The sequence below is a fragment of the Vibrio sp. SALL6 genome (assembly GCF_002002385.1).
GTDB classification, from domain to species: domain Bacteria; phylum Pseudomonadota; class Gammaproteobacteria; order Enterobacterales; family Vibrionaceae; genus Vibrio; species Vibrio parahaemolyticus.
This window is the reverse complement of sequence record NZ_MQVK01000006.1, coordinates 287,090-301,890: the sequence shown is the minus strand read 5'-3', so window position 1 is coordinate 301,890 and position 14,801 is coordinate 287,090. Positions and strand designations below refer to the sequence as shown.

Here is a 14,801-nt window from a genome sequence, read left to right as displayed (position 1 = left end):
CCTTATTGAGCAATCTTCTCCAGTACACGCATCAGCATTTTGATTCGTGGCTCGATAGACTCAAGCAACAAGTACTCTTGGTCACTGTGGAAACCTGCACCGATAGGTCCTAGACCATCCAAAGTTGGAACGCCAAGAATTGCCGTATTGTTTGCATCAGAGCCACCACCGACTTCTTTCCAGTTGATGTCGATCGCCAGTTCACTTGCCGCTTCTTCAACTAATGTCATTAAGCATTCTGTTTGTGGGCTTGGCACCATAGAAGGCTTATAAGCTTCACGAACCAATTCGATACTTACGCCATCAACGAATGGTGTTTCCAGCATGCCATTTAGCTTGCTATCGACATCATCGTATTCTTCGTTGCTCCAGAAACGTACATCCACAATCGCTTCAGCGTGCTCAGGAACGATGTTTGCGCCGTTACCGCCAGAAACAATACCGACATTCAGCGTGGTACCAGATTCAAAGTTGGTCATTGCATTGACAGCCAGAATCCAATTCGCCATCTCAGTGATTGCGCTGCGACCGTTTTCTGGCTCGTTACCTGCGTGAGCAGCAACGCCATTAAAGGTCATTTTGTAGCGAGCCATGCCTTTACGCGCTTTCACTAAACCGCCATCTGCACGTGCTGCTTCTGCAACCAGTACATTCTTAGCGTTTTTCGCAACTGATTGAATCCAATCAACAGAATCCAGAGAACCTGTCTCTTCATCTGGGTTCATGCAGATAGCGATAGATAACTTATCCAACACCGCTTGGTCGAGGTTACGCATCGCGTACACAATATTCAGCAAGCCAGATTTCATGTCCGAGACACCCGGACCGTACGCTTTGTCAGGGTCTTGAGACATAGGACGTAATCCAGCGGTGCCGACAGGGAACACTGTATCCATGTGACCAATCAGCATCACGTCAACTTGCTCAGCCTCAGGCTTGTTTCGAACTTCAAGACCGATACCCGCTCTGCCACAGTCGATGCGTTTTACGCTCCAACCAGACATCGCTTGGTACTTCCCTTCAAATTGAGAAGCGATGAAGTCAATGCCATCAGTGGTGTACGTGCCACAATCGACATTGATCAGAGGACGAAGTTCTTCGAGATATTCATTAAGAGAAAACTGCATGATTGCCCCCTAAACAAACAAGTTCATGACTAGCATTGCGCCAAATGCGTTCAATACGGAAATCGCAATCATAATTGGGATATAACGACCTTCAGTACCGATAGGTCCCATAATTCGACCCATGTACTGAACCTGAGAGCCCATTAGGTAAATTGCAGGTGCAAGAATCGCGATGTGCGTACCGTTCAAGATGCCTTGGTCAAACAATGTGATAACCACGCCAACTGCCCCGCCCATCGACATCCAAGCACCAATCAGCACCGCAGCCGCTTCACCTGGCAAACCAAAAACCGCCATTACTGGAGAAAATACCGAGCCCATCAAATCCAACGCGCCAGTAATCTGCAACGCCTTAATGATGACAAACGCCATAAGAACGTTAGGCACGGTTGATGTTGTCGCAATAACCCAGCCTTTTTTAGCGCCTTCAACGAAAATATCCGTCACCATCGGCTTACTTACTTTTACTTCACTCATTACGCCGTCTCCTCTTTTAAGTTCTCAGATTTGCTTTGCTCTTGCTTGTCTTCTTTACCTTCTGTGATGTTTAGGTAGATACGGAATAAGTTCGCACCCACGATTTTAAACAAGAACATCACCACAACCGCCAAACCAATAGAAGACGTTACGGCAAGCGAGCCATCCGCCATCGTCAACGTAAACAGCACCGCCCCTGAGGAGAAAAAGTTAACAATGGTGGCACCAGCGGTGAACTGGAACATAGTGAACACATCGGTTTCGCGTTTGGTAAGATGGCCTTCATCTTTAAGCTGACGAGTCATCGCAGCGCCCGCGTCGGTACTTTGCAGCGAAGCGATAAGAGCCAAACCAGAGTTACCCGGAATACCCATAATTGGACGAAGAAGCGGCGTTAACAGTTTGCGTGCTGCTTCTAGTGCGCCATAGTGCTCAAGTACATTGATCATACCCAGTGCGAACATAACGGTAGGAATCAAAGTAAGTGCAAAAATGAAACCGTCACGTGCACCGCTACCACCAGTACCACGAAGCGACGTTGTTGCAACTTGCACACCGTCAGCCGTTTCGGTGACACCATAAGCCACCTTGCCAAAAGAGCCATTCAACGTGGTGAAATCAAATACGCCATACCATTCGTTCGATTGCATGAGACCAGAAAAGAAGACGACCGCAAACGCCAGTGCAACGTAGCACCCCAGCGTAACCTTGCGCTCGGTTTGAACAGGATTTTTCATAACATTACCTACACATGTGAGACAGGACACATATGTTCACCCGAATAATGTGCTAGAGAGATGATCAAAATCAATCCGCCTGCCGAACATTCTGGCGACGCAGTTATGAAGTTTTGTTTTATGATTTCAATCACATTTGAAAGATAATAAAAATTTGTGCTAACAATTAGGTATATTAATCTATATCGATACCTCAGGACTTCTTCATCAATCCGACCAATGATTCCAACGAATATTGCTTTCTACAACATTCATGACGTACTTCATACTTTGGCATTGAGGCGATATCGATTAACTCGAAAGTAACATTCCATAATGAAATTTAGGTTAGGATTGTCCGGTCATATGCAAACGGCATAAACCAGAATCGACAGGACTAGGCAGCCCATTGTTACGCTCACAACCTAAAATAGCCAAGTGGACACTCGCCCTCGTGTTTTGGGTGGTGATGGTATGTTTGAGCCAAAACTCCGGCTTCTCGAAAAGCTGCCCTAAGGCTCACCAAATACAGGATCAGCAAAATGAAAGCGTGAATTTATCACCATCTTGCGACCTTTCAGAGAAGCTGGTTCAAGCGTACCAACACCAGTTTGATCATATTCTTATTCCATTTTTTCTGTTTGCTTTGATTGTGGCGCTGCCGATGGCATCCACAGCAATTCGTTATCTGGAATACACAGAGCCGATACGGGAAAAGTATCGGGTTCACCTAAAACTTTGCGTGTTTAGAGAATAAACCTAGCAAGGCGAGAGGCCTCCTCGCCTGACTTTTGTACGTATTTTATTCGCTTCACATAACAAACAACGAAATCTAAAAGTTTTAGGAAATATTATGACATTCACTCGTACACTTTTGACGTTAACGCTGGCTATCGTACCTGCCGTATCTTTCGCATCAGAAAAGACCTCAGAACAAAAGCTAGAGGAAATTACTCAGATACTAAAAGAGAACCCTCAAATTCTTGATTCATTGCACCAAAACCTGCAAGAGTACATTGCGTATCAACTATCATTTGGCGACACCTTGAAGGAGGTTCGTCACTATCTAAATGATGGCAAACATTCCTCTTTTGGTGCTGAAACCCCAGAGTTAACCATTATTAACGTAACGGACTACAGTTGCCCTTTTTGTAAACGTTTAGAAGGAGAACTGGTCAAAGTTGGTAAGGAATATCCGCAGATAAAAGTGCTTAACCTCAATGTCTCTTTTAAAGAACAATACGAGAAAAACGGCTACAACTCGGCAAGTTACGCATTAAATGTTTGGCAAAACCAGCGAGATAAGTACGAACAAGTGCATGAGTTATTGGTGAAAAAACCGGGCGCACATGATGCACGTTCGTTAAAACAAATCGCGCAGAAAACGGGGACAGAAGCGCAACTTGTCGACGACAAAGAGACCAAAGCGCTGCTTGATAAAAACTATCAGTATTTCACGCAACTTGGTTTACGCGGCACGCCCGCGTTGATCATTAATGATCAGATCATTCCTGGTTATGTGCCGTTTGACGAGCTAGAAAAAGTCATCGACCAAGAACTGGCGAACTAAAACAATAAAGCCCTTCCCTGATAACTCAAGGAAGGGCTTTATATTTACCGACATAAAGAGCGTTTAGTTACTTATCACGTCCTACAAACGCCACGACGACTTTGTCATTGCCAAGCGAACGGGAGAAAACGTACGCGCCTTCCTGTTCAATCACTCGATGCTGACCTGCGCCAATGGCAGGGTGTGCTTGACGGAACTGACCAAGGGTTTGCCAGTGTTTCAGCAAAGCTTGTTTGTCATCAGATAGCTTCCAAACCATGTCTGAACGTGTGCCTTGGTGGAAATCATCCGCATAAGGGCCAATGTTACGGCCTACTTCATCGCCATAATAAACCTGAACCGCTCCTGGGCTAAGGAGCAATGCGTTCGCGGCATTACGTTGCATGCCGTAATCTTTAAAACGTGAGAAGAACAACTCCGTATCGTGAGAAGACATGTAACTGACTGGGTTGAAGTCTTTCTCGTTCGCGATAGTGTCCGCATAGCTTTGGTAAGTGTCTGCCATTTGGCTAAAGCACGCCGCGCCTTTGTCTAGCTTCTTCTGCATATCGAAGTTGATCAACGCGTCAAAACCATCATCGAAATAAGGGCTGCGATACGCGGTGTGTCCCCAGACTTCGCCCATCATCCAGAACGGCTGACCTGATTTGCCATTTTCTTTACGCCATTGTTCTAGGCTGTTCGATGCTTCCTCTTTTAGACGCTTCCAAACTTCACCTTCGACGTGCTTCACCGTATCGACACGGTAACCATCAATGCCAAAGCGTTTCACCCAATCAGTTTGCCACTCAATTAGGTAGTCCGAGACGGTGTAATTGTCACGCGCCTCAACGCGAGTACCAGGGTTATCCAATAGCCACTGCGCGGGCTTCACTGCTTTGTCTGATTCAGTGATGAAATCTGGCAAGCCAGCAAGAGACATCGTAATGTCGCTACTGCCCGGAGCTGGGTAACCCGGCAAGCCGGTTCTTACCCAATCGCCGCCCCACCACTTCGCCCAGTTCGGACTCTGATAATCAATGTTCTGGTGGTAGCTATGCCAATTTTCGCCTGCTTTTGGTTGCCAGTCGCCCCATTTCTTGGGCAGTTCGGCATTAGGCTTTAACACATCGATACCGTCGAACTGTAGATCTGCCAATGTTGAGTAACCAGAATGGTTGATAACCGCATCCATCAAGACTTTGAGGCCACGCTTGTGCGCCTCTTCCACCAGCGTTTTTAAATCTTCTTCGTTACCGAAGTTCTCATCAATCTTGGTGAAATCGCGCGTCCAGTAGCCATGGTAAGCATAAAACGGGAATGAGCCACTATCACCACCACCGACAAAGCCGTGCACTTGTTCAACGATTGGCGACAACCAAATCGCATCTGTACCTAGGCTCTTGATGTAATCCAATTTCTCAATTACACCTTTAAGGTCACCGCCGTGGAACGTGCCAACTTCATCTTTGCCGTCTTTTTTACGACCATAACTGTTGTCGTTACTTGCGTCTGCGTTGTTGAAACGGTCAACCATCACGAAGTAAATGTTCGCGTTTCGGTAATCAAATGGCACCGCCTCTTTGGTTTTCTGCACAGGCTCTAGCAGCACTAGGCCGCCTGAGTCTTTACTTGGCGTCAGTGATACTTTCTGCTCTTTCACTTCAACCATTTGACCTGAATAAGCATCGCGTAACTTGGTGCCTTCAGGAAAGCTATCCCCCAGAGCGATCGTCACTTCTCCGCCTTGGTAGACTTCACATTGCACTTGCGGGATCGGGCGTTTAAATTCGGTTTTTGCTGCTTTTTTCGGCTCTCGCTTAAACAGCAACGTCTTAGCCGCGTCGTCATAAGCGAAGGAATAGTCGCCAGTAAAGCGAACTTTGAGTGGCAGTTCGGTCGGCTTGCCACAATTTAGCGCGATAGGTTTATTGAACTTCACTTTCTGACCATCGGGTGCAACGCAGTCGCCTTCAACGCCCGAGATTTTAAGCGTGTATCCGTCTTTGGTTAAAGGCACAACCAAAGGCTGCTCTGCACTTAGCGGGAAGTCACGGCTGTTGGTCGTGGTAGAAATGGTGATGTTAGGCTCGGCGATGGCACTTGCCGACGCAAGCAGTAAAGTAGTGGTAATCAGGTTCAGTTTCATCGTTCAGTCCATTGGCAGCACATGGTAACCATGCACATTTATTAGTTTTATTCACACTAATTGTGCCTAGATAAGAAACTGAACACATCATTCTAACTGCCTACGCCCCAAAGGTTGTGACGCTTCACATTTTATTGATATAGGGGCGTAGTTCTATTTAAGCGTAATGGATTGAGGGAGTTAAAGTTGCACGCTGCCAAGATTGCTCATTTGATTCATCGCCCATCTTGTGCGGCGAGCAGTGTAATCACTTTGTGGATAGACTTTGATTCGATATGGGTTTGGCAACACCACGGCTAAACGCGCTGCTTGCCACTTCGAGAGTTGCTTTGCACTGACACCAAAATAATTCTGCGCCGCCGCTTCAGCGCCGTAAATACCGGGACCAAATTCAACCACATTTAGATACACTTCGAGAATGCGCTCTTTACCCCACATCGCCTCCATCAGCAAGGCAAAGTAAAGCTCATAAGCCTTGCGAACGTAGGAGTGAGACGGAAACAAAAACACATTTTTCGCAGCTTGTTGGGTAATGGTGCTCGCGCCTCTCGACGGACCATGATCACCTGCCTCGGAAATCACGTCGAATAGAGATTCGAAATCGACACCATAATGATGAGGGAATTTTTGGTCTTCGGTCGCAATCACCGCTAACTGCATATTTTTTGAAATACGCGACAAGGATACCCATTCGTGTTGGCTGCTGCCTGGATAGTTCTTTGGTGGCGCAACAATGCGGCTTAACTTCCATCCCCACATTGGTGGATCGACATATTTCACCACACCAACCAAAACGATTGGGGCAACCAGTAATATCAACACCATTTTAAACAGAAATGACTTAAGCCTTTTCAACATGTGTGGTTCCCCAATGCATTAGCGATTGATGATAAACAAACCAGCGAGCTTGCCTGATTCAATCAGGAACAACAAGTTTTTGAGGTAAAAAATAGGTCAAAAAAAGCCCGATTTACAATGTAAAACGGGCTTAGAATTTGATTAGACTGAATTATTTATTCAGCTTGTAGAACACGGTTGAAAGTGGTGGTAAACGAAGCTCAAGTGATTGAGGCAGTGATTCACTTTCGACTTTTTCCGTTTTCACACTGGTCAGCACTTTAAAATCGCTGCCGCCGTATTTGCTGTCGTCCGTGTTCAGCAGCAGTTCGTATTGACCTGCATTTGGAACGCCTAAACGGAAACGCTCGTGTGGTACGGGCGTAAAGTTGGTGATGATGAGAATACGCTCACCTTCTTTACTGATACGCTCGTGCGCTAGGATACTCGCATCCGCTTCGTCTTGTAAACGCCACTCAAAACCAGCAGGAACACAATCTTGATCGTGCATCGCCGCTTCATTTCGGTACAAGTGGTTCAAATCTCGCATCAGCTTTTGGACACCTTGATGACGCTCATATTCCAGCAAGAACCATTGCAACTGATCATCGTGGTTCCACTCCGCCGTCTGGCCGATTTCCGCACCCATGAAGTTCAGCTTTTTGCCCGGTTGACCATACATGTAACCGTAGTATGCACGTAGGTTTGCGGTTTGCTGCCATTCATCACCCGGCATCTTGTTATGGATAGAGCCTTTGCCGTACACCACCTCATCGTGAGAGAGAGACAAGACGTAGTTCTCGCTGTGCGCATAAACCAGCGGGAATGTGATGGTATTGTGGTGGTATTTGCGGTGAACAGGATCTTCTTTGATGTATGAAAGACTGTCGTGCATCCACCCCATATTCCACTTGAAGCCAAAACCTAAACCACCCATAAAGGTTGGCGCAGACACCCCAGGAAACGCCGTTGACTCTTCCGCAATCGTCATCGCATTCGGGAAGTGCTTGTACACTTCTTCGTTCATCCATTTTAAGGTTGCGATTGCGTCGTAGTTTTCATTGCCACCGTCGACGTTCGGTACCCACTGATCGTGACTACGTGAATAATCGAGATAGAGCATCGATGCGACTGCGTCCACGCGAATGCCATCAATATGGAATTGTTCAAACCAGTACAGCGCATTCGATACAAGGAAGCGACGCACATGTTCACGACCGAGATCGTAGATGTATGAGTTCCAATCTTGGTGCCAACCGCGACGTGGATCCGGGTCGTGGAACAACGGTGTGCCGTCAAAGTTTGCTAAACCGTGGTCATCCGATGGGAAATGCGCCGGAACCCAATCCAACACCACACCGATACCTGCTTGGTGACACGCATCCACGAAGAATTTGAAATCATCAGGAGAGCCGTAACGGCTGGTTGGCGCAAATAAGCCAACGGGTTGATAGCCCCATGAACCATAGAATGGATGCTCAGACACAGGCATCAGCTCAACGTGGGTGTAGCCCATATCTACAAGGTATGGCACCAACTGCTCTGCGAGTTCGCGGTAGTTGAGGAAATCACCTTTCTCGTCGCGTTTCCATGATCCAGCATGCAGCTCATAAAACGATAGCGCTTCATCACGCTTTTGTGTCACTGCGCGGTTTTGCCACTTCGCATCTTGCCATTGGTAACGCTTGTGATCGTAAGTAATGGATGCGAACGATGGGTATTGCTCAGCGTAGAAACCCCAAGGGTCTTGTTTGTGTGGCAGCCCTTCCCCATTTGGCCCTTTGAGCTCAAATTTGTACTGAACGCCTTCTTCTAAGCCAGGAATGAACAAACCCCAAATGCCATAATCTAAACGTTGCATTGGGTGACGACGACCATCCCATTGGTTAAAGCAACCCACAAGGCTAACAGCCGATGCATGCGGAGCGTAGACAAGGAAACGAACACCGGAAATGTTTTCACCGCCACGTTCTAGCGTGACAAAGTGCGCGCCCATGTAGTGATACATGTCTTTTGGCGTATGCAGATGCTCGTACTCTTGGTAGATATTGTGGTACTGGTACGGGTCATCAATAATTTGTTCAACACCATTCCAATCGACCGCTAAACGGTAGTGGGTCAGGTGTAAGTCGCGTTGCTCTTTTAAGATAAAACCGCTGTCGCCATCGCGTTCAAGCGCCACGCGAGGTTCACCATTAACAAGCAGTTCAACCTTGTTTGCGCCCGGCATCCACACTCGCAGCGAACCTTCGCCGTCATCAATGAATGGGCCCAACGCCGCAAATGGATCTGAGTAAGCCGCCTCAGCAAGCAGTTCGTACGCGCGTTCGTGTTTTTTCTTTATTTTCTTTGTTTTGGTGATTTTCAAATCTTTCTCCCTAGAGCCAATATTCGTTTGAACCGAATGTTGGTTTCTCCACAGCCAACGTTGTGAACTCACAAAAGACTCCGCTTCTCACGTTCGTCGCGTAAACGGCGTCAAAATACAAAAATGCCCGCTATTGTCGCGGGCATAATAACGGTACTTCATCCTAACGGATTGTGTGGGTTGAATGAGTGACCTAGACGGAACTTTCGTACCTCTGAGCTAACAAAATTAGTAATCCGCTCATTCATCTACGTCACTCTACGCATCTTATTTGCTCGCCTGTGCGCGAACTTCTGTGAGGCGTTTAGAAATGCGATTCACGTCTTCACGACTGAAGATTTCATCTAGGTTCATCGACAGCTTACGACGCCAGTTTGGATACTCATCAACCGTGCCAGGAATGTTGACCGGTTGATCCATTTCTAACCAGTCTTCAAGCTGAACGCTAAGCAGTGCAGAATCACCCGCCGCAACGTGTAATTGAAGCGCTTCGCTTAGGTATGAATCCATTGGTACGAACTGCGCATCATGGCCAATGCCTTCTGGCAAGTAACCGTGCCAACGAACGCTGTCTAGGATGCCTTGTTTGCACTTCAAACGGTCAGCGAATAAGCCTTCCAACTGTTTTTCATCTGGGTACAGACCAATCTCACGACCCATTTTCAAGTCATCACAGTGCCAGAAACCGCGTAGGGTTGGCATATCGTGCGTACACAATGCCGCCATAGACTGCTCTGCGTAATGCTTCGGAGAAATAAAGCCGCCGTCCTCTTTTGAGGTTTCGAAGAAGAAGACTTTGTACGAATGCACGCCCGCATCACGTAGGATATCAACGATTTCATCTGGTACAGTACCTAAGTCTTCACCAATCACAGAGCACTGATGACGGTGCGACTCAAGCGCTAGGATTGCGAGCATGTCTTCCACTGGGTAGTACAAGTACGCGCCTTCTGTCGCTTTCTCGCCTTTTGGAATCCACCATAGACGCAATAGGCCAAGTACGTGGTCGATACGCAGTGCGCCACAATGCTTCATGTTGGCACGTAGCAACTTGATATACGCATCGTAGCCTGTCGCTTCCAACACTTGAGGGTTAAGCGGTGGCAGACCCCAGTTTTGACCTAGAGGGCCAAGAATATCTGGTGGCGCACCGATGCTTGCATCCAGCACTAGGTTGCCTTCATCCGCCCATGTTTCACTGCCAGAATCTGCAACACCAACCGCAAGGTCGCGGTACAGACCCACAGCCATGCCTTTTTCTTCAGCTAGGGCTTGCGCTTCTTTGATTTGATCGTCTGCGATCCATTGTAGGTACATGTACAAGTGAACTCGATCTTGGTTGTCTTTGATGTATTTCTGAGTGCCAGCCGCGTCGAATGTGCGGTATTTCTCAGGGAATACAGGCCAACCCCAAACGCCAGAATCTTCAGCGTGCAAATCTGCGTGAAGCGCATCAAATGCCGCTTGGTGCAATAAACTTTCGCCGCCCTTCTCTACGAAATCTAAGAATGCGCGAGCGCGGTCCGTGTTTTTATCGAGATGACGAGCCTTGAACTCACTAAACAGCAGCGGCAATACGCTCATTTTTAGTTGAGAAACTTCGGTGTAGTTCACCCAATGTGAGTCACGCGCTTTTTGTAGACGTTGTTGGAACTCTGCGCTGCCCACTCGCTGTTGTGCTTCTGCACTTAGCGCAAACTCAGGTACAGAGCTTACGTCGATGTACATGATGTTCAGCCAGCGACGAGAAGATGGGCTGTATGGGCTCGCGCCTTCTGGGTTCGCTGGGAAAAGGGAGTGAATCGGGTTCAAACCAATGAAATCACCACCACGAGAGGCAATGTCACTCACCAACTGTTTTAGGTCGCCAAAATCACCGATGCCCCAGTTATGCTGAGTACGCAGTGTGTAAAGCTGAATGCTTGGCCCCCACAGTTTTTTGTGTTGGTTTAGGTCTTCTTGTTTGAAACACGCTTTCGGTGTGATGATCAATGACATCTCGTAAGGCGTTTTACGACGCTTACGACTAATGATCAGTTTGTGGTAACCCCATGCCAAGTTCTTTGGCAATGCAAACACTAGAGGGCCACCCTCAGCACGCTCATCACGAACAATTTGAGACTGAAGATAGCCTTCAAGTACCTCTCCTTGTTCTGTTTCTAAACGCCAGCTGAATTCACTCTCACGAGCACTCGTACCTAGGTTTAGTTCCACTTCGACTGGTTCGCCGTCGCGTAAAACAAGAACAGGGGCTAGTACGTCTTTCTTATGTTTCTTTTCAGCGGAAGCCAATAGTTTTTCATCGCTGCTAGTATCGTAGCCTAGTGAAGTGAGCAAGCGGCGTAGAGTCTCGTCAGAAACTTTTGCCTCGTCTCCCCACGCGCTGACGTAGCTATCAGCCAATCTCGCCATTTCCGCGACTTTCTTTAATGCTGTTTGTTCTTTCATCGCTTTCTCCGAAGGTAATACCAACACCTTCCATGTAGGGTTTTATTGTTATCAATAACGTAAGTTTGCAAATGACCAAAGGTAGCGCTTGGCTACCTTGGTCTTAACTCTGTTCTATTAACGGTGAACCGCTTCTAGTTTCCAGATATTGTTCACGTAGTCGCGAATTGAGCGGTCTGAGGTGAACTTACCAACAAGGGCGGTATTAAGAATGGCTTTCTTCGCCCAGCCAGCTTGGTCTTTATATTGTTTGCCCATCTCTTCGTGCGCTTTCACATACGATGCGAAGTCCGCAAGACATAGGTATGGGTCACCGCCATCCAGTAGGCTATCGTACGTTGCACGTAGTAGGCCCGGTTGACCTGGAGTGAATTCTTCACCCAGTAGTAGGTCCATGGACGCTTTGAGTAAGTGATCCGCGTTGTAGTAGTCAAATGGGTTGTAACCTTGAGCTTTTAGCGCTTTCACACCTTCAACGTCTAGACCGAAGATGTAGATGTTTTCATCGCCCACTTCTTCACGAATTTCAACGTTCGCACCATCCATCGTACCGATAGTTAGGGCACCGTTTAGCGCCATCTTCATGTTACCCGTACCTGATGCTTCTTTACCCGCTAACGAGATTTGTTGAGAAACGTCAGCCGCAGGGATGATGATTTCAGCCATGCTCACGCGGTAGTCAGGAATGAATACCACTTTCAGCTTATTACCGATGCGAGGGTCGTTGTTCACCTTGTCTGCAATCTTGTTGATTGCGAAGATGATTTCTTTCGCTAGGTGGTAACCCGGTGCGGCTTTCGCTGCGAAGAACACTACGCGTGGCGTGCACTCAAAACCTGGTTCGTTAAGAATACGGTGGTACAAAGACAGTACGTGTAGCAAATCTAGATGCTGACGTTTGTACTCGTGCAGACGCTTGATTTGAACATCGAAGATAGCATTAGTATCGAGCTCGATACCCATGTGCTCTTTCACCCAAGTTGCTAGGCGTTCTTTGTTCTCTTTCTTCACTGCCATGAATTCTTTTTGGAATTTCGCGTCAGTCGCGTACTTAGCAATGCCTTCTAGCTGCTCAAGTTTCGCTGGCCATTCTGGGCCGACTTTCTCAGTGATAAGCTGAGACAGACCTGGGTTACAGAATTTCAACCAACGACGTGGCGTGATGCCGTTTGTTACATTGTGTAGACGTGTTGGGTACATTTCATGGAACTCTGGGAATAGGTCTTTCTTAACCAATTCAGAGTGAAGTGCCGCCACGCCGTTTACTGCGTAAGAGCCGATTACACATAGGTTTGCCATGCGAACCATGCGGTGGAAACCTTCTTCGATGATAGAAAGCTTCTGTTGCTTAGCGACATCACCCGGCCACATTGCACGTACGTCTTGTAGGAAGCGGTGGTTGATCTCGTAAATGATCTCCATGTGACGTGGTAGTAGGTGCTGGATTAGCGACTCTGGCCATGTCTCTAGTGCTTCAGGAAGTAGCGTATGGTTGGTGTACGCGAATGTCTTAGAGCTGATTTCCCAAGCCGCTTCCCAAGTTAGACCTCTTTCGTCCATCAGGATGCGCATTAGTTCAGGAATCGCAATCGTTGGGTGCGTATCGTTAAGCTGGATAGTCTCTTGCTTAGGTAGATCCGCTAGCGAGTAGCCTGCTGCTTCGTGGCGACGTAGGATGTCGCGTACAGACGCTGCTGAGTGGAAGTACTGCTGCATCAGACGCAGTGTTTTACCTTTCTCGTGGTTGTCGTTCGGGTAAAGCACTTTGGTGATGTTACCTGCGTCGATCAGTGCGTGTTGCGCTTCGAAGTAATCACCGTTGTTAAAGCTTGCTAGTGAGAATGGTGCAATCGCCTGACATTCCCAAAGACGTAGCGGGTAAACTGTATCTGATTCGTAACCTACGATAGGCAGATCCCAAGGCATTGCTTTTACAGACATGCCAGGAACCCATTTGCGAACTTCTTTACCGTCTACATTAACAACTTCAACGTGACCGTAAAAACCGATTTCTTGCGCCAGCTCAGGACGAGCCACTTCCCAAGGGTAGCCTTCCACACCACGCCATGCATCTGGTGCTTCTTGTTGGCGACCGTCTTTGAACGACTGCTTAAACAGGCCGTATTCGTAGTGAAGGCCGTAGCCCACAGTTGGGAACTCTTGAGCAGCACATGAATCCATGAAACATGCAGCCAGACGACCAAGACCACCGTTACCAAGTGACGGATCGCGCTCTTCTTCTAGAAGGTCAGTTAAGTTATGACCTAATTCAGCCATTGCTTCTGTTACTTGTTCGTACAGACCCATGCTGATTAAGTTGTTGCCCGTTAAACGGCCAATAAGGAATTCTAGTGAAAGGTAGTTAACGCTCTTCGCTTGTTGGATGCGAGGATCGGTTTCTGTAGCAAGCAAATCAAAAGTAGTGAACTCAGCCAGTGCGCGACCCATTGCTAGGTACCATGCGCGGCTGTCTGCGTTTTCAACCGTGTGAGCGTAAGTTACTGAAAGGTGTTTCTTAACGCTGTCTTGGAAGGACTTCTTGTCAAATTGTTTCTGTTGAGTAGGTTTCATTACGAAATTCTCACGTCTTTTAGTAATTCATCTGCCATACATCGTGCATTTACCTCTGTGAATAAACATCCTCCTAATTCTCCTCCTTTGCAGGAGGAGGGGTGAGGGCGTAGAGGGGGGACCATAAGGAAGTTAGTGATCCAAATCTCAACACGACGTCCTTGGCTCCTATTCTTAGTGATTTTGATCACAACCAAATATGAGAAAGGTTAAAGATTGTTCATGACGCTTTTTATTGCCCTTTTCGACTATCATGCAAAAAGTGTCTTACCGATCACATTAGCTTCGTTAACATCGGGAAATTTTTCGCAAGAGATGTGCAACACAATCTTAATAGCACCAACACCAAAGACATTTAAGTGACAAAAATCACAAAACAAGGGCGTAGTTGATGCCAAATCCATCAACTCTTGAGAATTAGGAAGTGGATCAAAGTAACGAGCATTTCTGATGTCGTACCATCCCTCTCGGCTTACAAGATTGAGCGATTTTTATACAAGCTAGAATTATGCGGTGTGAGTCATTTCTAGTTTTGCTAGCTTTTATACCTAAGTGACCT

10 protein-coding genes are annotated in these 14,801 nt (G+C 47.2%); 2 read left to right on the top strand and 8 right to left on the bottom strand.

The window, feature by feature from the left end:
• Nucleotides 1–2 precede the first annotated feature (2 nt).
• From BIW15_RS03255 to BIW15_RS03245, 3 genes are read right to left on the bottom strand one after another with little or no spacing between them, the layout of a single operon-like run.
• Nucleotides 3–1,127 (bottom strand): M20 family metallopeptidase, encoded by a 1,125-nt coding sequence (locus BIW15_RS03255; protein ID WP_047706266.1) that lies wholly within the window; start codon nucleotides 1,125–1,127, stop codon nucleotides 3–5.
• A 9-nt stretch (nucleotides 1,128–1,136) separates the two neighbouring features.
• A complete protein-coding gene (locus tag BIW15_RS03250) occupies nucleotides 1,137–1,604 on the bottom strand; it encodes a YjiG family protein (protein ID WP_077280569.1) in 468 nt (155 codons plus the stop codon).
• Nucleotides 1,604–2,341, bottom strand: coding sequence for a nucleoside recognition domain-containing protein (locus tag BIW15_RS03245; protein ID WP_005480162.1), 738 nt, complete (start codon nucleotides 2,339–2,341; stop codon nucleotides 1,604–1,606). The genes BIW15_RS03250 and BIW15_RS03245 overlap by 1 nt, the downstream gene beginning before the upstream one ends.
• 448 nt (nucleotides 2,342–2,789) lie before the next feature.
• Here BIW15_RS03245 and BIW15_RS03240 point away from each other — a divergent pair, with 448 nt between their 5' ends.
• Together BIW15_RS03240 and BIW15_RS03235 are read left to right on the top strand one after the other, a co-directional pair.
• A complete protein-coding gene (locus BIW15_RS03240; RefSeq protein ID WP_029834638.1) occupies nucleotides 2,790–3,077 on the top strand; it encodes a hypothetical protein in 288 nt (95 codons plus the stop codon).
• A gap of 96 nt (nucleotides 3,078–3,173) precedes the next feature.
• Complete coding sequence (locus BIW15_RS03235) at nucleotides 3,174–3,890, top strand: DsbA family protein (RefSeq protein WP_077280568.1); 717 nt, start codon at nucleotides 3,174–3,176, stop codon at nucleotides 3,888–3,890.
• A 67-nt stretch (nucleotides 3,891–3,957) separates the two neighbouring features.
• On the opposite strand, the gene BIW15_RS03230 is transcribed toward BIW15_RS03235, so the two are convergent.
• From BIW15_RS03230 to BIW15_RS03210, 5 genes are all read right to left on the bottom strand, one after another.
• Complete coding sequence (locus BIW15_RS03230; protein WP_077280567.1) at nucleotides 3,958–6,018, bottom strand: alpha-amylase; 2,061 nt, start codon at nucleotides 6,016–6,018, stop codon at nucleotides 3,958–3,960.
• A 180-nt stretch (nucleotides 6,019–6,198) separates the two neighbouring features.
• Entirely contained in the window at nucleotides 6,199–6,876 is a 678-nt protein-coding gene (gene mtgA / locus BIW15_RS03225; RefSeq protein WP_077280566.1) for a monofunctional biosynthetic peptidoglycan transglycosylase, read from the bottom strand.
• A 151-nt stretch (nucleotides 6,877–7,027) separates the two neighbouring features.
• Nucleotides 7,028–9,223: a 1,4-alpha-glucan branching protein GlgB gene (gene glgB, locus BIW15_RS03220; RefSeq protein ID WP_373270240.1), complete on the bottom strand. Its 2,196-nt coding sequence runs from the start codon at nucleotides 9,221–9,223 to the stop codon at nucleotides 7,028–7,030.
• 267 nt (nucleotides 9,224–9,490) lie between these two features.
• The gene (gene malQ, locus BIW15_RS03215; RefSeq protein ID WP_005480181.1) at nucleotides 9,491–11,671 is read right to left on the bottom strand and encodes a 4-alpha-glucanotransferase; all 2,181 of its coding nucleotides are present in this window, start codon (nucleotides 11,669–11,671) and stop codon (nucleotides 9,491–9,493) included.
• 117 nt (nucleotides 11,672–11,788) lie between these two features.
• A complete protein-coding gene (locus BIW15_RS03210; protein WP_077280564.1) occupies nucleotides 11,789–14,242 on the bottom strand; it encodes a glycogen/starch/alpha-glucan phosphorylase in 2,454 nt (817 codons plus the stop codon).
• Nucleotides 14,243–14,801 lie beyond the last annotated feature (559 nt).

Excerpts from the sequence above, each read along its gene's own strand:
- BIW15_RS03210 (WP_077280564.1), bottom strand. The coding sequence starts at position 14,242 with ATGAAACCTACTCAACAGAAACAATTTGACAAGAAGTCCTTCCAAGAC.
- BIW15_RS03235 (WP_077280568.1), top strand. The coding sequence starts at position 3,174 with ATGACATTCACTCGTACACTTTTGACGTTAACGCTGGCTATCGTACCT.
- BIW15_RS03230 (WP_077280567.1), bottom strand. The coding sequence starts at position 6,018 with ATGAAACTGAACCTGATTACCACTACTTTACTGCTTGCGTCGGCAAGT.
- malQ (WP_005480181.1), bottom strand. The coding sequence starts at position 11,671 with ATGAAAGAACAAACAGCATTAAAGAAAGTCGCGGAAATGGCGAGATTG.
- BIW15_RS03250 (WP_077280569.1), bottom strand. The coding sequence starts at position 1,604 with ATGAGTGAAGTAAAAGTAAGTAAGCCGATGGTGACGGATATTTTCGTT.
- BIW15_RS03245 (WP_005480162.1), bottom strand. The coding sequence starts at position 2,341 with ATGAAAAATCCTGTTCAAACCGAGCGCAAGGTTACGCTGGGGTGCTAC.
- BIW15_RS03255 (WP_047706266.1), bottom strand. The coding sequence starts at position 1,127 with ATGCAGTTTTCTCTTAATGAATATCTCGAAGAACTTCGTCCTCTGATC.
- mtgA (WP_077280566.1), bottom strand. The coding sequence starts at position 6,876 with ATGTTGAAAAGGCTTAAGTCATTTCTGTTTAAAATGGTGTTGATATTA.
- BIW15_RS03240 (WP_029834638.1), top strand. The coding sequence starts at position 2,790 with ATGGTATGTTTGAGCCAAAACTCCGGCTTCTCGAAAAGCTGCCCTAAG.